At 63.2% G+C, this 23,579-nt stretch carries 19 protein-coding genes, 1 tRNA gene and 2 pseudogenes; 10 read left to right on the top strand and 12 right to left on the bottom strand.

The genetic code is table 11. The annotated features are described in order from the left end of the window. Positions 1-357: 357 nt before the first annotated feature. The 4 genes and pseudogenes from C0Z19_RS06500 to C0Z19_RS06480 all read right to left on the bottom strand — a co-directional run bounded on the left by C0Z19_RS06500 (position 358) and on the right by C0Z19_RS06480 (position 4,374). Positions 358-1,278 (bottom strand): alpha/beta hydrolase, encoded by a 921-nt coding sequence (locus C0Z19_RS06500; protein ID WP_102608978.1) that lies wholly within the window; start codon positions 1,276-1,278, stop codon positions 358-360. Positions 1,279-1,407: 129 nt separating this feature from the next. Then, the gene (locus tag C0Z19_RS06495) at positions 1,408-2,742 is read right to left on the bottom strand and encodes an MFS transporter (protein ID WP_102608977.1); all 1,335 of its coding nucleotides are present in this window, start codon (positions 2,740-2,742) and stop codon (positions 1,408-1,410) included. Between the two features lie 67 nt (positions 2,743-2,809). After that, a pseudogene (locus tag C0Z19_RS28610) lies at positions 2,810-3,529 on the bottom strand (SDR family NAD(P)-dependent oxidoreductase). After that, the gene (locus tag C0Z19_RS06480) at positions 3,526-4,374 is read right to left on the bottom strand and encodes an SDR family NAD(P)-dependent oxidoreductase (protein ID WP_102609135.1); all 849 of its coding nucleotides are present in this window, start codon (positions 4,372-4,374) and stop codon (positions 3,526-3,528) included. The pseudogene C0Z19_RS28610 and the gene C0Z19_RS06480 overlap by 4 nt, the downstream one beginning before the upstream one ends. Positions 4,375-4,573: 199 nt before the next feature. Here C0Z19_RS06480 and C0Z19_RS06475 point away from each other — a divergent pair, with 199 nt between their 5' ends. Continuing rightward, positions 4,574-6,328, top strand: a complete 1,755-nt coding sequence (locus C0Z19_RS06475) for a flavin-containing monooxygenase (protein ID WP_332882204.1) — start codon at positions 4,574-4,576, stop codon at positions 6,326-6,328. Positions 6,329-6,377: 49 nt separating this feature from the next. On the opposite strand, the gene C0Z19_RS06470 is transcribed toward C0Z19_RS06475, so the two are convergent. The 7 genes from C0Z19_RS06470 to C0Z19_RS06440 form a co-directional block, all read right to left on the bottom strand. Next, positions 6,378-7,130 carry a GntR family transcriptional regulator gene (locus C0Z19_RS06470; RefSeq protein ID WP_158242945.1) on the bottom strand — a complete coding sequence of 251 codons (753 nt, stop codon included), beginning with the start codon at positions 7,128-7,130 and terminating at the stop codon, positions 6,378-6,380. 232 nt (positions 7,131-7,362) lie between these two features. Beyond that, positions 7,363-7,737, bottom strand: a complete 375-nt coding sequence (locus tag C0Z19_RS06465) for a DUF7079 family protein (RefSeq protein ID WP_146012010.1) — start codon at positions 7,735-7,737, stop codon at positions 7,363-7,365. 227 nt (positions 7,738-7,964) lie between these two features. After that, a complete protein-coding gene (locus C0Z19_RS06460; RefSeq protein ID WP_102608971.1) occupies positions 7,965-8,384 on the bottom strand; it encodes a GFA family protein in 420 nt (139 codons plus the stop codon). Positions 8,385-8,636: 252 nt separating this feature from the next. Beyond that, positions 8,637-8,713: transfer RNA gene (locus tag C0Z19_RS06455), tRNA-Met, on the bottom strand. A 150-nt stretch (positions 8,714-8,863) separates the two neighbouring features. Next, positions 8,864-10,522 (bottom strand): MFS transporter, encoded by a 1,659-nt coding sequence (locus C0Z19_RS06450; RefSeq protein ID WP_102608970.1) that lies wholly within the window; start codon positions 10,520-10,522, stop codon positions 8,864-8,866. A 245-nt stretch (positions 10,523-10,767) separates the two neighbouring features. Next, positions 10,768-12,354, bottom strand: a complete 1,587-nt coding sequence (locus tag C0Z19_RS06445) for a sensor histidine kinase (RefSeq protein WP_102608969.1) — start codon at positions 12,352-12,354, stop codon at positions 10,768-10,770. Positions 12,355-12,361: 7 nt separating this feature from the next. Further along, complete coding sequence (locus C0Z19_RS06440; RefSeq protein ID WP_102609134.1) at positions 12,362-13,195, bottom strand: response regulator transcription factor; 834 nt, start codon at positions 13,193-13,195, stop codon at positions 12,362-12,364. A 318-nt stretch (positions 13,196-13,513) separates the two neighbouring features. Here C0Z19_RS06440 and recA point away from each other — a divergent pair, with 318 nt between their 5' ends. From recA to C0Z19_RS06395, 9 genes and pseudogenes are all read left to right on the top strand, one after another. Further along, on the top strand, positions 13,514-14,584 hold the full coding sequence (recA, locus tag C0Z19_RS06435; RefSeq protein ID WP_102608968.1) for a recombinase RecA: 1,071 nt from the start codon (positions 13,514-13,516) through the stop codon (positions 14,582-14,584). Positions 14,585-14,711: 127 nt separating this feature from the next. Beyond that, positions 14,712-15,176 (top strand): annotated as a pseudogene (recX, locus tag C0Z19_RS06430) (recombination regulator RecX); the annotation flags it as partial. Positions 15,177-15,303: 127 nt separating this feature from the next. After that, complete coding sequence (locus C0Z19_RS06425; RefSeq protein WP_102608966.1) at positions 15,304-16,035, top strand: DUF2889 domain-containing protein; 732 nt, start codon at positions 15,304-15,306, stop codon at positions 16,033-16,035. After that, positions 16,032-17,198: an ADP-forming succinate--CoA ligase subunit beta gene (sucC, locus tag C0Z19_RS06420; RefSeq protein ID WP_102608965.1), complete on the top strand. Its 1,167-nt coding sequence runs from the start codon at positions 16,032-16,034 to the stop codon at positions 17,196-17,198. The genes C0Z19_RS06425 and sucC overlap by 4 nt, the downstream gene beginning before the upstream one ends. 177 nt (positions 17,199-17,375) lie before the next feature. Beyond that, positions 17,376-18,257 carry a succinate--CoA ligase subunit alpha gene (sucD, locus tag C0Z19_RS06415; RefSeq protein WP_102608964.1) on the top strand — a complete coding sequence of 294 codons (882 nt, stop codon included), beginning with the start codon at positions 17,376-17,378 and terminating at the stop codon, positions 18,255-18,257. Positions 18,258-18,425: 168 nt separating this feature from the next. Then, a complete protein-coding gene (locus C0Z19_RS06410; RefSeq protein WP_102609133.1) occupies positions 18,426-19,151 on the top strand; it encodes a TerC family protein in 726 nt (241 codons plus the stop codon). A 152-nt stretch (positions 19,152-19,303) separates the two neighbouring features. Continuing rightward, positions 19,304-19,948, top strand: a complete 645-nt coding sequence (locus C0Z19_RS06405; RefSeq protein WP_102608963.1) for a pilin — start codon at positions 19,304-19,306, stop codon at positions 19,946-19,948. An 81-nt stretch (positions 19,949-20,029) separates the two neighbouring features. Then, positions 20,030-21,817, top strand: a complete 1,788-nt coding sequence (locus tag C0Z19_RS06400; RefSeq protein WP_102608962.1) for a Wzy polymerase domain-containing protein — start codon at positions 20,030-20,032, stop codon at positions 21,815-21,817. 60 nt (positions 21,818-21,877) lie between these two features. Then, entirely contained in the window at positions 21,878-22,708 is an 831-nt protein-coding gene (locus tag C0Z19_RS06395; protein ID WP_102609132.1) for an AraC family transcriptional regulator, read from the top strand. Between the two features lie 14 nt (positions 22,709-22,722). Here C0Z19_RS06395 and C0Z19_RS06390 read toward each other — a convergent pair whose 3' ends face one another. After that, positions 22,723-23,310 (bottom strand): LysE family translocator, encoded by a 588-nt coding sequence (locus C0Z19_RS06390; RefSeq protein ID WP_102608961.1) that lies wholly within the window; start codon positions 23,308-23,310, stop codon positions 22,723-22,725. Positions 23,311-23,579: the final 269 nt, after the last annotated feature.

The raw sequence follows: 23,579 nt of genomic DNA, 5'->3' as shown, positions 1-23,579 counted from the left end.
ATCAAACCGTCACCGTCAAATCGGCGGGCGGTGCCTGCCAAAGCGCAGATGGGCCCGTTGCGGACGGTACGATTGCTTCCAGATGCGCCATGCCGGGACAGGGAATAACGAACTGTCCGCGATATGTATGTAGCAGATGCACCAATGGCACGTGGGGCGGTGAATATACGTGTCAGTTGCACTGAAACGAATACGTGAGAGTAGGACGTTCCATCATGAACGCTTTCTTACGACGTGGCCGCGCGCGGTAACGCCGGGATCCATTTCTGGCTGACCGACGATAAGAAACCCGCTCAGCATTCGACGTGTTACGTCAGGGGTGACGATATCGACGCGCTGCATGGGGAATCGCCCGATTCAGCAGAGCGCCGCGGCGATCCACTGCGCGCAGCGCGCGCTCGCGCGCTTTGCGGCAGCCGATGCGAGCCCCATGCGCGCGAAGCCATGAATGAGTCCTGCTTCGCGCCATAGCGTCACCGTCACGCCCGCATCAAGCAGCCGATGCGCAAACGCCTCGCCTTCGTCGCGCAGCGGATCGAACTCCGCGGTCTGCACGAGGGTCGGCGGCAACCGCGACAAATCCGGCGCGCGCAACGGCGACGCATGCGGATGCAGTGCGTGCTCAGCTTTTTCGAGGTAGTCGCCCCAGAAGCGGATCATCGCCGCGCGCGTCAGCGAGTAGCCTGTCCCATTCTCGATGTACGAGCCCGTGGCCGGCGTGTGATAGTCGGTGACCGGATAGATGAGCGCCTGGGCGCGCACGGTGGGCCCCCCCTCGTCACGCAGCCGCAGCGACGTCACGGTGGCGAGATTGCCGCCCGCGCTATCGCCGACCAGCACGATCCGCATCGGGTCGAAGCCAAGCGATGCGGCATGCTCGCCCACCCAGCGCGTTGCGTTCAGACAGTCGTCAGCCGGCAGCGGAAAGCGATGCTCGGGCGCGAGCCGGTACTCGATGGCGAGCAACGCGCATCCCGCGCCCACGCATAGATCGCGGCACACGTGATCGTGTGTCTCCAGGTTGCCGAACACGAAGCCGCCGCCGTGAAAAAACACCATCAGACCTCGGCTGCGCGGCTCGGCGGGCCGATAAAGACGCGCGCGCAACGCATGGTCTTGTGCGGGGACCGTCAGTTCTTCGACGCTGCCGACCGGCGTGCGGCTCTCGAGCGGCGGATAGGCGATGCTCGTGCGCAGCACGTCGACGGGCAGGCTCTCCATCGGTGGTGCGCCTTCAAGCGCCTGCAACACCTGCACAATTTCCTGATCCAGCGGCATGAACTCTCCTACGTCGATGGGCGCGATGGGCTCAAATACGTGTAGCCGCGATCGTTAGACGAAAACGCCCGAGCCATACTCGGGCGTCTTACTTCCGGCGCCACTCACTCGCCGGTGCGGTCCCTGTTCTCAGTAGGTATCCAGTTTTGCCTCGCCTGGTGTGCTGATTCCAGAGAGCTTCGGCTCGGTGTCGAGTGCGCCGGGCGACAGTACGAACTCGCCCGATTCCATCGCTTTTGACTCCGGCAGCAAAATGAAGCCGGCCAACAGGCACAGATAAATCAACACCGACGATTGGATCGCGCGTTCAAGACCGACGTAGTGCGCGAGCAGTTCGGTCACTGCCGGCGCGGCGATCGAGATGATCCGCCCAATGCCGAGCGACCAGCCGAACGCCGACGCGCGGATCTCGGTCGGGAAAATTTCGCACAGCACGATCAGCGCGATGGTCCATTCGAAGCCGATGAAAGTCGAGCCGAGAAACTCGAGCGTGCCGAACCAATGCAGCGACAAATTGCCCTGCCACCACAGGAAGGTCACGATCATGCCGATCACGCCGGCGACCAGCGCCGACTTGCGGCGTCCGAAACGATTCGCGGCGAGCACCGCGAGCGGGATCCCGAACATGTCACCGGCGACGAACAGCATCGTGAACCAGCCGGCGTTGGTCGGTGTCATGTTGTAAGTGTGGACCACGAACGCCGACAAGTAGAAAGCGAGCGCGTAGTAGCCGTAGGTGATCGCGGTCGCGATCAGGATCGCGGCGATCAACCGGCGCCGGTACGTCGGCACGCGCCACGCTTGGCCGAGTGTGGTCTTTTTCGCATTGAGCTTCTTCAACTCATCGAGTACGTGGACGAAGCGGGGCGACTCTTCGAGGCGCAGCCGTGCGATCAGAATCAACGCCGTGGGGATCAGCGCGAAGAAGTACGAAGCGCGCCAGCCGAACCGCGGCACCAGCGTCTCGAACACGAAAATGGTGAAGAAATAGCCGAGCCCCCAGAACGCGTAGGTCAATCCGATCGCGCGCGCCATTTTCTTGCGTGACCAGACTTCCGACACGTACGGGAAGCCGACCGAGAACTCGCCTGCCCCGCCGATGCCAGTCACGCAGCGCAGGCCGCCGAGTGCCAGCATACTGCTCGACAGCCCGGTGAGCGCCGTCGCGACGCCATAGCCGACGATCGAGATCCCGAGCGTCAAGCGCCTGCCGAGCCGATCGGCAAGCACGCCGAACAGGATCGTGCCGAAGGTATAGCCGACGAGAAACACTGAGCCGAAGGTGCCGGCCAACACGTGCGTCGAGACGTGGAACTCCTTGGCCACCAGCGGCACCGTGACCGTATAGATGACCGAAGCGAATGCGTCGAAGAATAAGCCGAAGCCGGCCGCGAACGTGATCAGCCAGGACGCAGCAGTCGTCAGCGTCATTGGCGACGATAAAGATGTGTGATTCGATTGCATGGTTCAGTGTCTCCTCTCTGGTTCTGAACGGACCGCGAAGATGATGGGCGGGACAGCCGGCTTTCGATCAGTGCATGTAGAGGCCCCCATTCACATCGACTACGGTGCCCGAGACATAGCTCGCGTCGCGGCTGCACAGAAAGCGCATCGCGTGCGCGACTTCCTTCGGTTCGGCGAGCCGGCCGAGGGGGAACCGGCCGAGATCGTGATGTGCGCCGTGCGTCATCGGCGTGACGACCGGTCCCGGCGCGACGCCGTTCACGCAGACCCCGTGCGCCACCGCCTGCTGCGCAAACCAGCGCACCAGCGCATGAATGCCCCCCTTGCTGGCGACATAGTGCGGGCCGGACATCAGTCCGCCGGCCCATCCGGCAATCGATCCGCACAGCACGATCCTGCCGTAGCGCCGCTCGATCATCCCAGGCATGAACGCGCGCACCAGATTGATCGGCCCACGCACGTTGACATCCATCACGCGATCAAACGCTTCATCCCAGTCGGGCTACATCCAGTCGTCGTGCGGCCAGATTCCGGCTGCGTCGATCAGCACGTCTACCGCGCCGATCTGCGCGGCGATAGCGTCGACCTCGGCGCGTCGCGCGACGTTGCACCGATGCACCGACGCGATGCGGGCGCACGCTGTGCTCACCGCGCGAGTCTCATCGGGGTGACGAATGTCGAGCAAATGCAGTGTCGCGCCGGCATCGGCGAGCAGCGCAGCGATCTGCTGGCCGATCCCCCCGGCCGCGCCGGCGATCACAATCTGCTGGTTGATGAAGTCCCTCATACCGTCTCCCGAGATGGATGAGTCGTCGCGTATTGGTCCGGCGCGTCGCGCGGTATGCGCGGAAAGCCGCCGTATGGCGCCCAGCCGGAACCAGCGACGTAACCGCCGTCGCAGGTGATGGTCGAGCCGGTCACCGCACTGGCGGCCGGCGACAGGAGAAACAGGATCACCTCGGCGATCTCGGCCGCATCGAGCAGACGGCCTTGCGGCGTGGCATCGAGGATCGAGCGGAATTCCTTGTCGGATCGGCCCTTGCGGCGCACGAACGGCGTGTCCGTCCAGCCGGGGGCGACTGCGTTGACACGCACTTGGCGGGCCGCCCAATGCGCCGCCAACGCCTCGGTCATGCTGATGACGCCGCTCTTCGCTGCACCGTATGCGAGCACCGGCCCCGGGCGATGCGCGAGCACTGACGCAACGTTGACGATCGATCCGGGCGCGCCAGATTGAGCGAATGCGGCGCCGAACACCTTGCATGCGATGTAGCTGCCGGTGAGGTGCGACTCGAGCACACGCGACCACTGCTCGACAGGGCAGTCCTCGATCGGCGTCGGAATGGGTGCAATTCCAGCGCAATTGACGAGGCCGTTCAGCGGCACTTCGGCCTCCCGCGACGCGAGTTCGAGGATCTCCCGTAGCCGTGCCTCATCGGTCACGCTGCCCGCGAAGCGCTGTAACCGCCGCGGGTACTGCCGCGCGAGTTCGTCGGCGCCCGTCACGTCCAGATCGACGACCACCACGCTCCCGCCACGTTCCAGGAGCAACTGCACGGTCGCGAGGCCAATGCCGCGGCCACCACCCGTCACAACGACAGAAAGCGGGATCGAAACGGAATTCGCGTTCATGAAGAACCATTCCTCCGGCACAGCCGGACGTCGCACACCGCGCTTGCCCGGCGCGCTGCGCACAGGACTCGGGTGTGGTGCCGCCTCAGGCCTTGGTTTGTCGATTAACTATGTAGTAAGCGGTAGAGCCATCTGGCCGGATCGCACCCCTTTGTGCCAGCTTGGATGCGCCCCTTTCCCCGCTTAGAACGTTGCACCAGTGTTGCTCTACGACGGGCTGCGGAGAATCGGGGAAAACACTAGCGTTGCTTTTGGTGTGCCTCAATTACTATGTAGTAATGCTTCAGATGTCACACTATTACGCAACCGAACATGGAGAGAGGTCATGAGTAACACGCTAGCCGCCAACGCCGAGTCGGCTCGTCGATACGACGCCATCATCGTCGGCGCCGGATTCTCCGGCCTGTACCAGCTTCATATGCTGCGCGATCGTCTCGGGCTTGATGTGCGGCTGCTGGAAGCCGGTGAGGGCGTTGGCGGGACCTGGCACTGGAATCGTTATCCAGGCGCTCGCTGCGACTCCGAGAGTTACTACTATTGCTACACGTTCTCCGACGAGTTGCAGGACCAATGGCAGTGGAGCGAGCGCTACCCGGATCACAACGAGATTCGCCGGTATCTGAATCACGTTGCCGACCGGCTCGAGCTGCGGTCACATATTCAGTTGGGCACCAAGGTGACCCGTGCTACCTACGACGAGCATAAAAATAGCTGGCTCATCTCGACCGCTGACGGCGAGCGTTTCGAGGCTCGGTTTCTGGTGACAGCGGTCGGCTGTCTGTCCACGGCGAACATGCCGTCGATTCCCGGACTCGAAACCTTCGCGGGCGAGCACTACCACACGGGACGTTGGCCGGCTGAAGGGGTGGATTTCAGCGGCAAGCGCGTCGGGCTGATCGGCACCGGCTCCACGGGCATTCAGGCGACACCGGTCATCGCGCAGCAGGCCGGGAAGCTGACGGTGTTCCAGAGAACCGCGAACTACAGCGTTCCGGCGCGTAACCGCCCGATTGGACAGGGCTTCCGCGACTGGGTGAGCGCAAATCGCGAGGCGATCCGTGCGAAAGCGCGCAGCTCGACGAACGGCCATCCATTTGACGTGTCAGATCAGTCCGCGCTGGAGGTGTCTGACCGGGAGCGCGAACAGGCTTACGAAGCGGCCTGGGAGCGAGGCGGGCTGCGTTTCAGGGCGACGTTCAACGATTTGCTGACCAACGAGGCCGCGAACGAGACGGCGTCACAGTTCATTCGCGACAAAATCCGCACGATCGTCAAGGATCCCGCGACCGCGGAAAAACTGACTCCCCGCGATCATTTGTATGCGACCAAGCGGCCACCGATCGACACCGATTACTTCGAGACGTTCAATCGGGACAACGTCGAGTTGGTGGATGTCAAGGCTACGCCGATCGTCGAGATCGTGCCGGAAGGGATTCGAACCAGCGATGCCCTCATTCCGCTCGACGTCATCGTGTTCGCCACGGGTTTCGACGCGTTGACGGGGCCTCTTCTCGCGCTGAATATCGAGGGGCGCGGCGGGCTGAAGCTCAAGGATGCGTGGGCTCACGGGCCGCGGACGTATCTGGGAATTCAGTCGCCGGGCTTTCCCAACCTGTTCACGATCACAGGGCCGGGCAGTCCTTCTGTACTGACGAATATGCCGATCGCAATCGAGCAGCACGTCGAATGGATCACGCGATGTATCACGGAGATGCGCAACAAGGGCGCTACGCGCATCGAGCCGACGCCCGATGCCGCCGAGAAGTGGGTTCAGCATGTCAACGAGGCCGCGCAAGCGACGTTGCTGCCGATGGCGAGTTCGTCGTGGTATCTCGGTGCAAACATACCTGGCAAGCCGCGGACATTCATGCCGTATGCCGGTGGAATGGCCCGTTACGCAAAAATCTGCGACGAAGTGGCGAGCAACGGATACGAAGGGTTCGTGATGAACTGAGTTGTGGACGAATCGAGCCGTAACCCGTAACGCCCTCGATGCCGAGGTGTCACAGGTAGATGCGTGGGCCGCCGGCCGGCAGGTACAGTTGCTGATAGAACACCGGCTCGCCGGCCGCGCTGCTGCCCATGATCTCGATGTGCGAGCCGTAGGTTTTCTGCGGCAGATTCAACGCGTCCGCCACGGAACGGGGCAGCGGCGCAGTGCGCACCGTGTGCATGATTCGCGACGGTGAGACCTGGTAGATCTCCTTGATCAGCTTCACGAAGTTCTCGCTGCGCAACGTGTCGAACGGCGCGTCGTTGAAATGCGGGAAGCGCGACGCATCGACGTAGAAAAAACTGACGAACCGGTAGTCCTCGGCGGTGATGATGCGGTCGAGGCGCACGATGCGCCGGTCCTCAATGTCGCCGCACAGCCAGCGGGCCCATGCCGCATCCGACTCCACCTCGACACGCCGCGACACCGAGCTGGTCATCGGGATGAAGCGGTCGCCGTCGGCCGACAGAATCTGGAATATCCACGGCTCTCCCAGGCGCTTCTCCCTCGGAATGATGAAGGTGCCGCGGCCACGCTTGCGTTGCACATAGCCTTCGCTGACCAGCGAGCCGACAGCCTTCTGGACCGTGCCCAGACTGAACGGCGTGATCGCGGCCAGCTCCTGTTCGGTCGGCAGCTTGTCCCCGTCGCGCCAGTGGCCGTCTTCGATGGCCGCGATTATCACGGCCTTCAGGTACTCGTGCTTGAGCGGATTGTCGGCAGCGGTGGATTGATAGAGTTGGAAGAAGTTGTCGGTGGTCATGTCGTCAGGCTTTCGGCGGCGTGCGAGCTTCCGGTCGCGCGCGGGCGAGGCGGACGGAGCTGACGGGGACGGCCCGTCCTCCGGACTCAAAAAGGTGAAGGGTGCCACGTCGTTCGGCATGCGGCCAGTCAAATGCGAAGATTTGTGCACCAACCATCTTTCCTTCGGGCGGCGCACGGAGCCGATCGGCGGCTGTCGGATTTGCCAGGGTGCGAATTTGTACCATCGCGTGTTACGAAAGCAGCGATCTGATTTGCAGCCACCGCTTTGTCGCGACATCCGGCAGTGCCCTGGACGTTCCCAAACGCGTCAACAGTCGCGATAGGCCGGTTCTCTCACGTTCAAGGTAAGCCCGTATCTCTTTCACGACCGTGTCTTGTGCCCACCCTTCCATCTCGGGGACGGCAAGCGCAGAAAGATTGCTGCGAAAAACCGGCGCGACCTCTTCGCGCAGTACCTTTTCGAGTTCGTCGACCGAATAACCGGACAGGCGCAGCGTCTTGGCAATGCCGGCGTAATCGTAGTCCTGGAGTTCCTTTCCGACGAACAGTTCCGAGAGCGCCTCCCAGACGGGCGCGCGGCGTTCGAAGTTCAACGCTTCCGTCACGATGATCACCTGGTCGGGCGAGGATACAAAGAGCCGGAACTGGCTTCGGCGCCGTAGGTTGCGAGCAAGCCCCTTCGCAAGAATCTCCCGCCGCTCGTCGAACTGCGCCCGTATGGCTTCCTGGGCATCGAGGCCCCTTTTGATGGGTAACGGTTTGCTCTTAAGAGCGCCCTGATTCCGAATCCGTGACGGAGATCATTGCCAGGCGCGGGCATGAGCGCCTCCGGTCAGCGGGGAGCGACGACCGGCGGGATGCCTTCGTCGTATTGCGGCCGACCATCGTCGATCGATAGCCAGGCTTGTTTGCGGGACGTCCAGATATGCTCCGTCGGCTCGAATCTGTCCGGTTCATCGAGCGAGCCCAGCGCGATCCCTACGGTTCCCGCCGAAGGGCGAGCCGAGAACAGAGTCGAACCACATTGCGAGCAGAAGCCGCGACGCAAACCGCTTTCGGCGTCGTACCAGGACACCGGCCCGCTCACATGAAGACCGTCGAGCGGCATGATCACGCGCGCGTAAAACGCGGAGCCTGTGGCCTTTTGGCATTGACGACAGTGGCATGCGCGCACGTTGAGCGGCGTGCCGTCAGACGTGTATCGGCACGCTCCGCACAAGCACCCGCCCGTGATGCGAGGTTCGTGAGTCATGGCTCCCCTTGTGGATGACTCGATCGCAGGCTGCGCCGGATCGCGCCTGCTCGTGCAGGAAGGCGTCGAAGTGCGGCGGGCAAGACAAAGCGCAAATGGTAGACGCCGTACGGCGAGCGATGCAGAGGGGAGGGCAGACGGAGACACGGCATGGATTCGAACTCCAAGTGTGTCGTTTCTTGGAGTTGCTCCCCGGGCGCCCAAAATGAGAAAAGCCTCGCAGATCGATGATCTACAAGGCTTTTCGAGACTTGGTGGCGAATCAGGGATTCGAACCCCGGACCTGCGGATTATGATTCCGTCGCTCTAACCGACTGAGCTAATTCGCCGAAAGAAGACGGATTATGGTGATATCGGGCGGCGCTGTCAACCCCCTGATGCGGCTCCGTTCATGCCAGACCCGTGCCACGCCGCGTGCGGGACCGCGAGACCGCCCAGCGACCCCGCACCCCCGCCCCGTCACGCTTTCCCTCACCCCATCAATCCCTCGAATAGATATTCGAGTCCTTGGTCTCCTTCACGAACAACATCCCGATCACGAACGTCAACATCGCAACCACGACCGGATACCACAACCCCGAGTAGATATTGCCTTGCGCCGCCACGATCGCGAACGCCGTGGCCGGCAGGAAGCCGCCGAACCAGCCGTTGCCGATGTGATACGGTAACGACATCGACGTGTACCGGATTCGCGTCGGGAACATCTCGACCAACATGGCCGCAATCGGCCCGTACACCATCGTCACGTAGATCACGAGCAGTGTCAGGATCGCCACCGTCATCGGCCAATTCAATTGCGCTGGATCGGCCTTCGCCGGATAACCCGCGCTCTTGAGTGTCCCGGCCAGCGTCTTGTCGAACGTCTTCGCCTTATCCTTCGCGTCGGAGGCCTTGCCGTCGTAGGTGTCGATCACCGTGTCGCCCACTTTGATCTGCGCCTGCGTGCCGGCCGGCGCCGCCACGTTCGCGTAGTTCAAGCCCGATTTGGCGAGCGCGCTCTTGGCAATGTCGCACGAACTCGTAAACTTCGCCGTACCCACCGGGTTGAACTGGAACGAGCACTCGTCGGGATTGGCCACGACGACGATCGGCGCCCGTTGCTCAGCCGCTTCGAGCGCCGGGTTCGCATAGTGCGTGAGCGCCTTGAACAGGGGGAAGTAGGTCAGGGCGGCGATCAGGCAGCCCGCCATGATCACGGGCTTGCGGCCGATTCGATCCGACAGCGACCCGAAGAACACGAAGAACGGCGTACCGATCAACAGCCCCAACGCGATCAGAATGTTCGCGCTCGTGCCATCGACCTTCAGCGTTTGCGTCAGGAAGAACAGCGCATAGAACTGGCCCGTGTACCACACCACGGCTTGACCAGCCGTCAAGCCGATCAGCGCCAGAATCACGATCTTCAGGTTGCCCCAGTGGCCGAAGGCTTCGGTCAGCGGCGCCTTCGACGTCTTGCCCTCAGCCTTGATCCGCTCGAATGCCGGCGATTCGGACAATTGCAGGCGAATCCAGACCGAAACACCCAGGAGGATCAGCGACGCGATGAACGGAATGCGCCAACCCCACGCGCCGAACGCTTGCTCGCCCATCAGCGTGCGCACGCCGAGGATGACGAGAAGCGACAGGAACAGGCCCAGCGTCGCCGTCGTTTGAATCCACGAGGTGTAGTAGCCGCGACGATTGGCCGGCGCATGTTCGGCGACGTAAGTCGCCGCGCCGCCGTATTCGCCCCCGAGCGCGAGACCCTGCAGCAAGCGCATGGCGATGAAGATCACCGGGGAGGCGAACCCGATCGTGGCGTAGCCCGGCAAGAAGCCGACGACGAAGGTCGACAGGCCCATGATCACGATCGTGATCAGGAACGTATGCTTGCGGCCCACCATGTCGCCGAGCCGCCCGAACACCAGCGCGCCGAACGGCCGCACGGCAAACCCGGCCGCAAAGCCGAGCAACGTGAAGATGAAGGCGGCCGTGGGGTTGATGCCGGAGAAGAAGCTCTTGCTGATGTAAACCGCGAGCGAACCCGCCAGATAGAAGTCGTACCACTCGAAAACGGTGCCGAGCGAAGACGCGAAGATCACCCGCTTCTCGTCGCTCGTCATCGGCGCGTGCGAAATTTGCCCGCCAACGGTTGCCATGAGTCGTCTCCAAACAATTTTGATAATAAGTTCGCAGGCAGCCGCTCCCGGCGCATGCTCGTCGACGATTATTGGAAGGCAAACTTACGGCGTACTGACGCCGCGGCGGGTTTCGTCGCCTGTCCGTCAGGAAGGCATCTGTTTCTATCTTTCGAATTTTTCTGTCTAAAACACGCCAAACCGCGTTCAAATTGCCGCTATCACCGTTTTTCGGTCATCGGATGGCTTACTACTGCGAACGCGTCTCAGGGTAACTCCGGGGTGCTGGGCGAGATCGGAAGACTGACACGGACGAGCGTGCCGGTCAGGCGTGGAGCGGTTTGATAGACGTGATCGTCGAGCGTCAGCGTGCCGCCGTGCATCGCGGCGATTTCTCTGACGATAGCGAGGCCCAGGCCGCTGCCATCGCCCTCGCGTCCGAGGATGCGATAAAACCGTTCGACTACCTTCGGCCGCTCCGCCAGGGCGATGCCCGGCCCCGTGTCTTCCACTTCGATATGCACTTGGCCGCCTGCACGGTCGACCTCGCGCTGAGCCGACAGGCGCACGGTGATGCGCCCGCCTGTGGGGGTATAGCGAATCGCGTTGTCGATGATGTTCGACAACATCTCGCGCAGCATGACCGGGTTGCCGTCGACGTACACAGGCTCGGTAGGGCCTTCGTAGCCGAGATCCATTTGTTTGACCAGCGCTGCGCGCACCCAGTCACGCACCGCGAGACGCGCCAGTTGCACGACCTCGACGTGCGTGAATATCTGCCCCGACATGCGGTTCTCGGCCCGCGCGAGCGCGAGCAATTGCGTGACGAGGCGCGCGGCCTGATCGGCGCCCGTCGCAATCTGCTCCAGCGAACGGCGCACTTCGGGCGAGGCGTCCTCGCGTAACGCGAGCTCGGCCTGCATGTGCAAGCCGGCCAGCGGCGTTTTCATCTGATGTGCGGCGTCGGCAATGAAGCGCTTTTGCAGATCGATGTTTTGCGCGAGCCGGGTCAGCAATTCGTTGAACGAAGTGACGAGCGGCTCGATCTCGGGCGGCGCGCTCGATGCTTCGAGCGGCGAGAGGTCGTCGGGGCGGCGTGCGCGCAGGTTGTCCTGCAGAGCGGTCAACGGTGCGAGCCCGCGCGAGAGCCCGAACCAGACGAGCACGATCGCCAACGGCAGAATCACGAACTGCGGCAGGATCACGCCTTTGATGATGTCGTTGGCCAGCGCGCTGCGCTTGTCGAGCGTCTCGGCCACCTGCACGAGCGGCGCCTGCCCGTTCGCGCCGGACATCTCGACCGTCGTATAGGCGATGCGGATGTCGTTCCCATGCAGCGTGGCATCGCGGAATGCGACGAGGCCCGGTTGCGGGCGGTCGTCCTCGGGCGGTAGCGGCATGTCGGCCACACCGGCCACGAGTTCGCCGCGCGTGCCAAGGACCTGATAGAAGACTTTGTCGACGTTGTCGCCGCTCAAAAAATCGCGGGCGGCGTCGGGCAGCGTCAGCGTCGCCACGCCGTTGATCGGATGAATCTGCCGCGCAAGCACGTACGCGTCGGTTTCCAGACCGCGATCGAACGGCCCGTTCGCGATCGTCTTGGCGACGAGATAGGTGACGGCGATGCTCATCGGCCACAGCAGCAAGAGCGGCGCAAGCATCCAATCGAGAATTTCGCCGAACAGCGACCGCGGGCGACGCAACGCGGCCGCTTCGCGTTCATCGGGCGGGGCGAAGGGGTTGATCTCGGCGGCGTCGCGCGTCTCGTCCGCCCGCTCGTGCGAGCGCTGGACGGGAACGGACGCGTCGGCCGCGCGCTTTGCGCCGTCGTTCGCTGGGACGGGCGAAGCCACGCTGAGCCTACTTGGGGCGGATGTGCGGGGTGGCGTCGGCGGGCGTCGTGGCGGCAGCGGCATGCACGCGCGCGGCCTGCGCTGCGCTTGCGCCGGCCGGGTCCGGCGTGGGTGTAGCGCTCGTTGCCGCGCCTGCTGTCGTCGCTGTCGTCGTTGTCGCCCCGGCGCACGTCGCGGCGGGCTTTTCCAGGCAGTAGCCGAGGCCGCGGACGGTGATGATGCGCACGCCGCTCGGCTCGATCTTCTTGCGCAGCCGGTGAACGTAGACTTCGATGGCGTTGTTGCTGACTTCCTCGCCCCATTCGCAGAGATGATCGACGAGTTGCTCCTTCGAAACGAGCCGCCCGATTCGCTGCAGCAGCACTTCGAGCACGCCGAGTTCGCGTGCCGACAGTTCGAGCACCTGCTCGCCCACCGACGCGACGCGCCCCACCTGATCGTAGGTCAGCGAGCCGTGGCGCACGACGGCGGGACCGCCGCCGCTGCCGCGCCGTGTCAGCGCCCGCACGCGGGCTTCGAGTTCGTTCAGATGAAACGGTTTGGACATGTAATCGTCAGCGCCCAGATCGAGCCCTTTGACGCGTTCGTCGACGCCGTCGGCCGCAGTCAGGATGAGGACAGGCAGGCTCGAATTGCGCGCGCGCAAGCGGCGCAGCACTTCGAGGCCGGACATGCGCGGCAGCCCGAGATCGAGGATCAGGAGGTCGAACGTCTGCATCGAAAGGGCGGCGTCGGCCTCGCTTCCGCCTTTGACGTGATCGACGGCATAGCCCGATTGGCGGAGTGATCGGACGAGGCCGTCCGCGAGTATGCTGTCGTCTTCGGCAATGAGTATTCGCATGGTGCGCCGTGCGGCCGGCTGGTGCTTGCGCGCCGGCTCCGGGCCGCTGTCTCCGATTGGTCTTGTATCGATCTGGCGTGGGGCGGTTCGCCGTCCCCGCATCGTTGCTTCGTTGCCGCAACGCAAATCCGCCCGTATCGAGGGTGCAAGGCGGGCTTGCAAAGAACCCTGTTTTTTTATACAGTGTCTGCGTTTCGTGCGCCAGCCGGAAGATGTGTCGCGAATGTGTCGCGAGCGCGCCACCTGCCCAGGGTGTGAGCGCCTCTTCACCCGGCCCGCCCGGCTCAGACGCCCGCTCATCATAGCAAAGGACGATTCATGGAAGAAAGCAAGAAAGGCTCGGCTGGACTGACGGCTGAAAAGAGCAAGGCGCTCGCCGCCGCGCTCGCGCAGATCGAAAAGCAGTTCGGCAAAGGGTCGGTCATGCGGCTCGGCGACGGCGAAGTGGCCGAGGACATCCAGGTGGTGTCGACGGGCTCGCTCGGCCTCGATATCGCGCTTGGCGTCGGCGGTTTGCCGCGTGGGCGCGTGGTCGAGATCTACGGGCCGGAATCGTCCGGTAAGACCACGCTGACGCTGCAGGTCATCGCCGAAATGCAAAAGCTCGGCGGCACCGCGGCGTTTATCGATGCCGAGCACGCGCTCGACATCCAATACGCGGGGAAGCTCGGCGTCAATGTCAACGATCTGCTCGTTTCGCAACCCGATACGGGCGAGCAGGCGCTCGAAATCGCCGATGCGCTGGTGCGTTCGGGCTCGATCGACATGATCGTGATCGACTCCGTGGCGGCGCTCGTGCCCAAGGCCGAAATCGAAGGCGAAATGGGCGATTCGCTGCCGGGCTTGCAGGCGCGTCTGATGTCGCAGGCGCTGCGTAAGCTGACGGGCACGATCAAGCGCACGAACTGCCTCGTCATCTTCATCAACCAGATCCGGATGAAGATCGGCGTCATGTTCGGCAACCCGGAAACCACGACGGGCGGCAACGCGCTGAAGTTCTACGCGTCGGTGCGGCTCGATATCCGCCGGATCGGCTCGATCAAGAAGAACGACGAAGTGATCGGCAACGAAACGCGCGTGAAGGTCGTCAAGAACAAGGTGTCTCCGCCGTTCCGCGAAGCGATCTTCGATATCCTCTACGGCGAAGGCATTTCGCGCCAGGGCGAAATCATCGATCTCGGCGTGCAAGCGAAGATCGTCGACAAGGCCGGTGCCTGGTACAGCTACAGCGGCGAGCGAATCGGTCAAGGCAAGGACAACGCACGCGAATTCCTGCGTGAGAATCCCGATATCGCGCGCGAGATCGAAAACCGGATTCGCGAATCGCTCGGCGTCAATGCAATGCCCGCAAGCGGTGGCGACGTCGAAGTAGCCGGCGAAGAAGAGTAAGCCCCGCGTGATACGGAAAGGGCGGGCGGCGCCGGAGGCGTCGTCACCGAAGCCTGATTTCGAGTCTGGTTTGGAGCCTGGTTTCGAGTCTGATTCCGGGCTTGATTCCGGGCCGGAGTCGACCGGTCGCGCGCGCCGGCCGGTTCGCTCGCTCAAAGCGCGAGCGATCGACTACCTCTCGCGGCGCGAATACAGCCGCGCCGAGCTGACTCGTAAATTGGCGCCGTTCGTCGAAGAAGGCGATGCGCTCGATCCGCTTCTCGATTCCCTCGAACGCGAAGGCTGGCTGTCCGATGTGCGCTTTGCCGAGAGCCTGATGAACCGGCGCTCTGCGCGCATGGGTGCGAGCCGCATCGTCAGCGAACTGCGTCAGCACGGGCTCGACCAGAGCCTTATCGAATCGGTCGGCTCACAGTTACGCGATACCGAGCGCGCCCGCGCACTAGCCGTGTGGCGCAAGAAGTTCGGGCAGTTGCCGCAGTCGCCGGCGGATCGGGCCAGGCAGGCGCGCTTTCTTGCCATGCGCGGGTTCTCGCACACCACGATCGCCCAGGTCCTCAAAGCGGGCGACGAAGATTGGAGCGACGAGTGAGTCGTTGCCAAACGCAACGCGAACTCCAGACAAACCGCACGCGAGCTACTACGAAATGGGATGCCGGCGTCTCAAATACTCAGTATGGTAAAATCGCCAGGTTTTCCTCTGCAGCCGTTCCCCCCGCATGCCGCTTCCGCCGCCCGTCTCCCGCCAGTTGCGCCATCGCCGCGCAATCCGAGCGGAAGCTTACGAGCGTGACGACGGCCTGTGGGATATCGAGGCGTGTCTGACCGATCACAAGCCGCGCGATGTCGCATTGGCGCCCGGTGTCCGGCCGAAAGGCCTACCGATCCATGAACTCTGGCTCCGCATTACTATCGACCGTGCCCTCACTATCGTCGACGCCGAAGCGTCGTCGGAATGGGTGCCCTATCCCGGTCACTGCGAAGCTGCCAATCCCGCCTACCGCGCTCTCATCGGTCTCAACCTCCTCCAGGATTTCCGCCGCCACGCACGGCGCTTGCTCGCCGGAACGGCAGGCTGCACGCATCTCACCGAACTTTGCTCCGTTTTGCCGACCGCCGCGATTCAGGCATTCGCCGGCGACGTCTGGAGCACGCGCGACAGCGCAACGGACACGCCGGAGCGCGAGTCCGCCAGCGAGCGAACGCATCGCGAACCGCCGTTTCAACTCGACCGCTGCCATGCGCTGCGGTTCGACGGCGAAGCGGTACGGCGCTTCTATCCGCGCTGGTACGGTCACGTACCGCGCAGCCTGGCACATGGGGCATCGGCCTCCGATGGGCCCATACACGTGGCCCGAACGGAGGCCTCCGCTGCGGTCGGCTCGCAGGCGTTAAACGATAACGATCACGAAGTTCAATCCAACTCTCAGACTGAAGGGAATCACGCATGAAGATTCACGAGTACCAGGGTAAGGAAATCCTGCGGAAATTCGGCGTCGCGGTACCGCGCGGCAAGCCGGTGTTTTCGGTGGATGACGCGGTCAAGGCCGCTGAAGAGCTCGGCGGCCCGGTCTGGGTCGTGAAGGCGCAGATCCACGCAGGCGGCCGCGGCAAGGGCGGTGGCGTGAAGGTGGCCAAGTCGCTCGAGCAGGTTCGCGAGTACGCGAACCAGATCCTCGGCATGCAGCTCGTCACGCACCAGACGGGTCCCGAAGGCCAGAAGGTCAACCGCCTGCTGATCGAAGAAGGCGCGGACATCAAGAAGGAACTGTATGTCGGCCTCGTGATCGATCGCGTGTCGCAGAAGGTCGTCGTGATGGCGTCGAGCGAAGGCGGGATGGACATCGAAGAAGTTGCTGCGAAGACGCCGGAAGCGATCCACAAGGTGGCCGTCGATCCGTCGAAGGGTCTGCTCGATTCGGAAGCCGACGATCTCGCCCGCAAGATCGGCGTGCCCGACGCTTCGATTCCGCAAGCGCGCGCGATTCTGCAAGGCCTCTACAAGGCCACGTGGGAAACGGACGCATCGCTGGCCGAAATCAACCCGCTGATTCTGACGGGCGACGGCAAGGTGATCGCGCTCGACGCCAAGTTCAACTTCGATTCGAACGCGCTGTTCCGTCATCCGGAAATCGTCGCGTACCGAGATCTGGACGAAGAAGATCCGGCGGAAATCGAAGCATCGAAGTTCGACCTCGCGTACATCTCGCTCGACGGCAACATCGGCTGTCTCGTGAACGGTGCGGGCCTCGCCATGGCGACGATGGACACGATCAAGCTGTTCGGCGGCGAGCCGGCGAACTTCCTCGACGTCGGTGGCGGCGCCACGACCGAGAAGGTCACCGAAGCGTTCAAGCTCATGCTGAAGAACCCGGGCCTGAAGGCGATCCTCGTCAACATCTTCGGCGGCATCATGCGCTGCGACGTGATCGCGGAAGGCGTGATCGCCGGCTCAAAGGCCGTGAACCTGAACGTGCCGCTCGTCGTGCGTATGAAGGGCACCAACGAAGATCTGGGCAAGAAGATGCTCGCCGAATCCGGCCTGCCGATCATCTCGGCGGACAGCATGGAAGAAGCGGCCCAGAAGGTCGTCGCGGCTGCCGCGGGCAAGTAAGGGCGCTCCATGAAAACGCCGGGCCGTCCCAGGTTTTCATGACCCCTTCGGGGGGCTGACGCATCGCGTCAGGTTGGGGGGCCCTTAAGGGATACGTATGGCGGCGCGATTGCGTCCCAGCTTGTGCGAGATCGCACGGGCGGGCGCAGCGCGACGCCGAACGAACAGAGGTCATACATGTCGATTCTGATCAACAAAGACACGAAGGTCATCACGCAGGGCATCACCGGCAAGACCGGCCAGTTCCATACGCGCGCATGCCGCGAATACGCGAACGGCCGTGAAGCATTCGTCGCGGGCGTCAATCCGAAGAAGGCCGGCGAAGATTTCGAAGGCATTCCCATTTATGCCAGCGTGAAGGAAGCGAAGGCCGAAACGGGCGCAACCGTGTCGGTCATCTATGTGCCGCCGGCAGGCGCGGCTGCGGCGATCTGGGAAGCGGTCGAAGCCGACCTCGACCTGGCAATCTGCATCACCGAAGGCATCCCCGTTCGCGACATGATCGAAGTGCGCGATCGCATGCGTCGTGAAAACCGCAAGACGCTGCTGCTCGGGCCGAACTGCCCGGGCACGATCACGCCCGACGAACTGAAGATCGGCATCATGCCGGGCCACATCCACCGCAAGGGCCGCATCGGCGTCGTGTCGCGTTCGGGCACGCTGACGTATGAAGCCGTGGCGCAGTTGACGGCGCTGGGCCTCGGCCAATCGTCGGCGGTCGGTATCGGCGGCGACCCGATCAACGGTCTGAAGCACATCGACGTCATGAAGATGTTCAACGACGATCCCGAAACGGACGCCGTCATCATGATCGGCGAGATCGGCGGTCCGGACGAAGCCAACGCGGCTTACTGGATCAAGGACAACATGACGAAGCCCGTCGTCGGCTTCATCGCCGGTGTCACGGCGCCTCCGGGCAAGCGTATGGGCCATGCCGGTGCGCTCATCTCGGGCGGTGCCGATACGGCTGACGCGAAGCTCGAAATCATGGACGGCTGCGGCATCAAGGTGACGCGCAACCCGTCGGAAATGGGGCGTCTGCTGAAGTCGATTCTGTAAAAGGCGCATGCCGAAGTCTTCGGCAGGCGTTTTTGGTATCCTTCCGAAACTCTTTCGTAAGGCTGCCGACAGACGAAAAGAAGCGAGGGAGCGATACGTTGCTTCCTCGTTTTTTTTATCGGTGCCGCCCATTTGCCAGGAACGCTGATTGCCCTCATGCTCCACGCCATGCTCGAATTCTTCTCGACGCTTCACTGGGGGGCGGTCTTCCAGATCGTCATCATCGATATCCTGCTTGGCGGCGACAATGCCGTCGTGATCGCGCTTGCCTGCCGTAAGTTGCCGGCGGCCCAGCGCATACGGGGCGTGCTGTGGGGGACGGTAGGCGCGATCGTTCTGCGTGTCGTTCTGATTGCCTTTGCCGTTGCGCTGCTCGACGTTCCGTTCTTGAAGTTCGGCGGCGGTTTGCTGCTGTTGTGGATCGGCGTGAAGTTGATGGCGCCGAGCCATGACGCGCATGAAAACATCAAGCCCGCGGACAAGCTGATGGCGGCGATCAAGACCATCATCATCGCCGACGCCGTCATGAGCCTGGATAACGTCATCGCCATCGCGGGCGCGGCCGAATCGGCCGATCCCGACCATCGCATCGCACTCGTCATATTCGGGCTCGTCGTAAGCATTCCATTGATCGTCTGGGGCAGCACGCTCGTGCTGCGGATGCTCGACCGGTTCCCCGTCATCGTCACGTTGGGCGCGGCCTTGCTCGGTTGGATCGCGGGCGGGCTCATCGTCAACGACCCCGCCGGCGATCGCTGGCCGCTGCTCGATACGACGGCCGCCGAATACGGGGCGCAGATCGCCGGCGCCTTGTTCGTCGTGCTCCTCGGCTATTGGCTCAAGCGGCGCGCACAGCGGCGCGAGGCCGCGGCGGGTTCGCACCCGCGACCATAGTCGCTGACGGGTAACCGGATCGGCGCGCCTCGCGCCGCCGCGGACATCCTAACCATTCGGCCGACTGCCCTCTGACCGCGCACGTCGGTACGCTTTGAATCCGTTGCCCGCCCCTTCGTTGGCGGGCCGTCGTTCGAGGAGCGTACCTGCCGATGCCTGCCGTTGCTGTTTCTTTTCTCCATTTGCTTCTGGGCCGCGTCGCCGCGCACCGGTTGGAACCGCCTGCGCCGGACCATGCGTGCACGTCGTTCGCGTTATCCGCGTGCGGAGCACACGAAACCGGCAGACGCGGCTTTACGCTGATCGAGCTCATGATCGTGCTGGCTATCGTCGGCGTGGTCGCCGCTTACGCGGTGCCGGCCTATCAGGACTATCTGGCGCGCAGCCGCGTCGGCGAGGGGCTTGCGCTGGCGTCGGGCGCGCGCCTTGCGGTGGCGGAAAACGCCGCCGGTGGCAATGTGTTTGGCAGCGGGTACGTTGCGCCGCCCGGCACGCGCAACGTCGAGTCGATCGAAATCGACGACGCGACCGGAGAAATCGCGATCCGCTATACCTCGCGAGTGGCGCCGGCCGGCAGTGAGACGCTCGTGCTTGTGCCGTCGTTGCCCGACGCGTCGGATCCGCCAACCTCGCGCATTGCGCTCGAGTCGGGCGCCGCGCTGGGCGGGGCATTGACCTGGGAGTGTTTCGCGTCGGGCAAGCTGTCGTCCTCGCTGCCCGCGCCGGGGCCCGGGCCGAGCCCGGTCGCCGGTGCGACGTTGCCGGGCAAGCTTGCGCCGCCCGAATGCCGTGCGTGAATGCGTGCGGCAAGCAAATGGGCGCGCACACTGAAAGAAAACTTTTGTATAGTGCGCCGGTTGCCGACGGTCCATACCCTCATGACCTTTCCATTTGCTCGCTATCTATCATTCACGTCGCTGGCTTTCGCGTTGGTGCTGCCGTATGCGGTAACGAACCATACGTATCCGATACCGACCTTCTACGCCGAATACACGGCGCTGTCGCTTTACCTGCTCGTCGGCGCGTCCGTCTTGCTGTTGTCGGTCACGGCACGGCCGCGCATTCCCTACGCGCTGCCAGCCGTTGCGCTCGTCCCGTTTGCGTTTGGTGCTTTACTGGTCCTGCAGACGTTTGTCCTGCCGCTCGCGCAGCCTTCGATGGCGTGGCTCGGCGCCGGCTTCTTGCTGGCCGCCGTGATGGCGACGCAGGCCGGCTATGGGCTTGCTCGCGCGGGCGCCGCCGAGTGCGCCCTGCGCTGGGCGGCGGGCGGCTTGATCGTCGGCGGGCTGTTTGCCGTGTTTTGCCAGATCGTCCAGCTGTTTCACGCGGAAACGCGATTCGCCCCGTTTGTCGTGGCGTACAACGTGACGAACGAGCGTCGGCCGTTCGGCAACATGGCACAAGCGAACCATCTTGCGACGGTCATTGCTTTCGCCCTTGCGGCCGCCATGTATCTCGTGCAGAAGCGCCGTCTGAACGTGCTCGTCTGGGCTGTCGTTTCGGCGGTCTGCATTCTGGGGCAGGCGTTGACGGTCTCGCGCGGGCCCTGGCTACAGACGGCCGTCATCGTCGTGGCCGGGTTTTGGATGGCGCTCGTGGCGCCGCGCGAAGGGGCATACGGAGGACGGCGTCGCAGCCTGCGCGCCTGGATGATTCCAGTCGGGCTCGTCGTTCTGTTTTTCGCGGTGAACGTTGCCGTGCGCTGGGCGAACGCACGCTTCGATTTCGGTTTGGATGTCTCGGCGGCGCACCGCTTCCAGGATAAAAGCCAGTTTGTCTTGCGCCTGGCGATGTGGAAGTACGGCTGGACGATGTTCACGCAGCATCCACTCCTTGGCGTTGGTTGGGGCGAATTTCCGCGTTTCGAGTACGAACTCGTGAAGCGGCTCGGCGATGTCGAGATAGCCAACAATTCGCACGATATCGTGGTCGATTTGCTGGCGAAGACGGGTATCGTGGGTCTGGCCATCGTGTTGTTGGGATTGCTGGCCTGGCTCTGGCGCGTGTTGCGCGCGCAACATACGGCGGACCGCGTGTTCGGCTTGGCGTTGATCGGCGTGCTGCTGATGCACGCGCTCGTCGAGTATCCGCAGCAGTACATGTTCTTCCTGCTGCCCGCCATGTTCGTCTTTGGCATTCTGGAGACGAAGCCGCTCACGTTCGTGCCGCCACGCGTGGCGTTGGGATGGCAGCTACTGCTCGTCGCCGGCGGATTCGCCGCGCTGCATCCGATTTACCGCGACTATTCGCGGGCCGAGGTGCTGTACTACGGCGCCCATCCCGCTGACGAGTATCGGGCGGCGCCGTCGGTGCTGTTCGGCGCGTGGGGCGAATACGGCATGGCGACGCTGCTGCCGATCGATGGCACCGATTTGCCGACGAAGCTTGCCATGCATGAGAAGGCGTTGGCGCTGCTGCCGGGCGAGACGGTGCTGCGACGCTACGCGGTGTTGCTCGCGCTCGACGGCAAACAGGACGAGGCTTTCGATACCGTGGAGCGGCTGAAGATCTTTGCCGGCGTGCTGCACGATTGGCCGGCGCAGTTGGCCGCGCTGTACGAGTTGTGCGACAACGAGCCGAAGCTTGCAGCGTTCAAGGCGGAACTCGTAAAGCGCTACGGGCCAGCGCCGAAGGGCGCCGGCGACGAAGACGAAAGCGACGACTGAGTCGCGATGCGGCCGGTGCGGCATCCGCCCGGGAATTGGATCGGATCACTCGGGCAAATCATGGCGGCTCGTTCACCGAAAGACCCAGCGACGCCGAGCTTCTGGCGCGATGCGGCGTTGCCGTTCATCGAAGTGCGCGAAGTGAAGGACGGTCGCAAGGTTTGCTATGCGCGACACACGCATGAATCGTTCTCGATCGGTGCGATTACGGGCGGACGCAGCGGCTACCTGAACGGCAATGGTTGGGAACGCGTTGGCGCGCGTATGGTTGTCGTCATCAACCCCGGCGATGTGCACGCCTGCAACCCGATCGACCATGAGCCCTGGTCGTATCGGATGTTCTACGTCGATACCGGCTGGTTGACCGATCTTCAGCATGCACTCGGGTTTCGAGAAAGCCTGGGTTTTCAGGCATTTTCCACACGTGCGACGAGCGACGCCCGGCTGTATGCCGGGTTGAATCAGCTCTATGCCACGTTGACTGACGATCACGCCGATCATCTGAAGAAGGAATGCGCCGCGGTTGACTACTTCGCCGATGCGCAGCAGATTCTGAATCCGGCGCCGTCTGTAGCGAAAGAGGGGAATCGCAAGCTCGCTTATGTCGCCGACTACATCAGGGCGAATTGCACGCAGTCGTTAAAGCTCAAAGAAATCTGCGCGGCGGGCAATCTCTCGGAGTCTTATTTGATTCGGGCATTCAAGGAAAGATACGGGATGACGCCGCATACCTACCAGGTCAACTGCCGTATCGAATACTGCAAAGCGCAGTTGAAACGGCGGCGGCCGATCGCCGATGTTGCCGTCGAAGCGGGCTTCGCAGATCAAGCGCATTTGCAGCGCGTATTCAAGCAATTCGTCGCCGCGACGCCGGGACAGTACCGCGGGTAACCGGTTCGAGCGATTTATGCGTGCAGCAGGTACGCGGCGCTACCGGCAAGCATGATCGCCATCGTCCGGTTCAACATCCGCACCGTTGCCGGCGATTGCAGATGCCGCCGTAACAGCAATCCCGCTGCGGCCCAGCACGAGATCGACGCGTAGCAGACCACGAAATAGATCGCAGCGAATCGCCAAACGACATGCGAGTCGCCGTTTGCAGCGTAGGCGCCCATGCCGGCGACCGATGCGATCCATGCTTTGGGGTTCAGCCACTGCATGGCAGCCCCTTTCATGAGCGAAGGGCCGCTCGCCGTGTTGCGCAGGCCGATGCGGCCATCGTCGACGGCCAGCTTATAAGCCAGATAAAGCAGAAACGCGACGCCGGCCCATTGGATGAACCGGGTCAAGCCTGGCAACAGCGTCAACAATTCGCGCAGGCCGAAGCCCGTCAGCAGCAGTAGCAGCGTGAAGCCGAAGGTGGCGCCTGTGACATGGCGCATGCTGGCGCCCAATCCGTACTGAAGGGCGCTGCCTAGTGCGACGAGATTCACGGGGCCAGGGGTGATCGACGAGGCGAGCGCGAACGCCGCCATAGAGAGAAAGATGTCCATCGCACGCCGTTGGGTTGTCTGGTTGGGGAAACCAAACGATAGAGGCGGCGCTGGGGGCGGGTATTGAAGAAAACTGCCCAGATGCGGGTTGCCGGATTCGATCCGGCTTTTTGGCTGATGAAGCGGATCGTCACCCGCGTTCGCATGGGAGCGGGGCGGCCTCACCGATCCAGTGCGACACGCGGGAACGAGAGTCGGGTGCGGCGCTTGGAACCTTAACAACGCCAATGACGTTGTCACCTCATAAGCCAGGCGACGGGAACGGTCCT

Origin of the sequence: Trinickia soli (genome assembly GCF_002879855.1) — a bacterium.
Lineage (GTDB): Bacteria > Pseudomonadota > Gammaproteobacteria > Burkholderiales > Burkholderiaceae > Trinickia > Trinickia soli.
The sequence above is the reverse complement of the archived record's forward strand: the minus strand, read 5'-3'. Positions and strand labels throughout refer to the sequence as shown.

Bases quoted from the DNA above. Each gene is read 5' to 3' on its own strand.
- C0Z19_RS06500 (WP_102608978.1), bottom strand. From the start codon at position 1,278: ATGCCGCTGGATCAGGAAATTGTGCAGGTGTTGCAGGCGCTTGAAGGC.
- sucD (WP_102608964.1), top strand. From the start codon at position 17,376: ATGTCGATTCTGATCAACAAAGACACGAAGGTCATCACGCAGGGCATC.
- recA (WP_102608968.1), top strand. From the start codon at position 13,514: ATGGAAGAAAGCAAGAAAGGCTCGGCTGGACTGACGGCTGAAAAGAGC.
- C0Z19_RS06480 (WP_102609135.1), bottom strand. From the start codon at position 4,374: ATGAACGCGAATTCCGTTTCGATCCCGCTTTCTGTCGTTGTGACGGGT.
- C0Z19_RS06410 (WP_102609133.1), top strand. From the start codon at position 18,426: ATGCTCGAATTCTTCTCGACGCTTCACTGGGGGGCGGTCTTCCAGATC.
- C0Z19_RS06425 (WP_102608966.1), top strand. From the start codon at position 15,304: ATGCCGCTTCCGCCGCCCGTCTCCCGCCAGTTGCGCCATCGCCGCGCA.
- C0Z19_RS06405 (WP_102608963.1), top strand. From the start codon at position 19,304: ATGCCTGCCGTTGCTGTTTCTTTTCTCCATTTGCTTCTGGGCCGCGTC.
- C0Z19_RS06495 (WP_102608977.1), bottom strand. From the start codon at position 2,742: ATGCAATCGAATCACACATCTTTATCGTCGCCAATGACGCTGACGACT.
- C0Z19_RS06450 (WP_102608970.1), bottom strand. From the start codon at position 10,522: ATGGCAACCGTTGGCGGGCAAATTTCGCACGCGCCGATGACGAGCGAC.
- C0Z19_RS06390 (WP_102608961.1), bottom strand. From the start codon at position 23,310: ATGGACATCTTTCTCTCTATGGCGGCGTTCGCGCTCGCCTCGTCGATC.
- C0Z19_RS06460 (WP_102608971.1), bottom strand. From the start codon at position 8,384: ATGACTCACGAACCTCGCATCACGGGCGGGTGCTTGTGCGGAGCGTGC.
- C0Z19_RS06440 (WP_102609134.1), bottom strand. From the start codon at position 13,195: ATGCGAATACTCATTGCCGAAGACGACAGCATACTCGCGGACGGCCTC.
- C0Z19_RS06400 (WP_102608962.1), top strand. From the start codon at position 20,030: ATGACCTTTCCATTTGCTCGCTATCTATCATTCACGTCGCTGGCTTTC.
- C0Z19_RS06470 (WP_158242945.1), bottom strand. From the start codon at position 7,130: ATGACCACCGACAACTTCTTCCAACTCTATCAATCCACCGCTGCCGAC.
- sucC (WP_102608965.1), top strand. From the start codon at position 16,032: ATGAAGATTCACGAGTACCAGGGTAAGGAAATCCTGCGGAAATTCGGC.
- C0Z19_RS06395 (WP_102609132.1), top strand. From the start codon at position 21,878: ATGGCGGCTCGTTCACCGAAAGACCCAGCGACGCCGAGCTTCTGGCGC.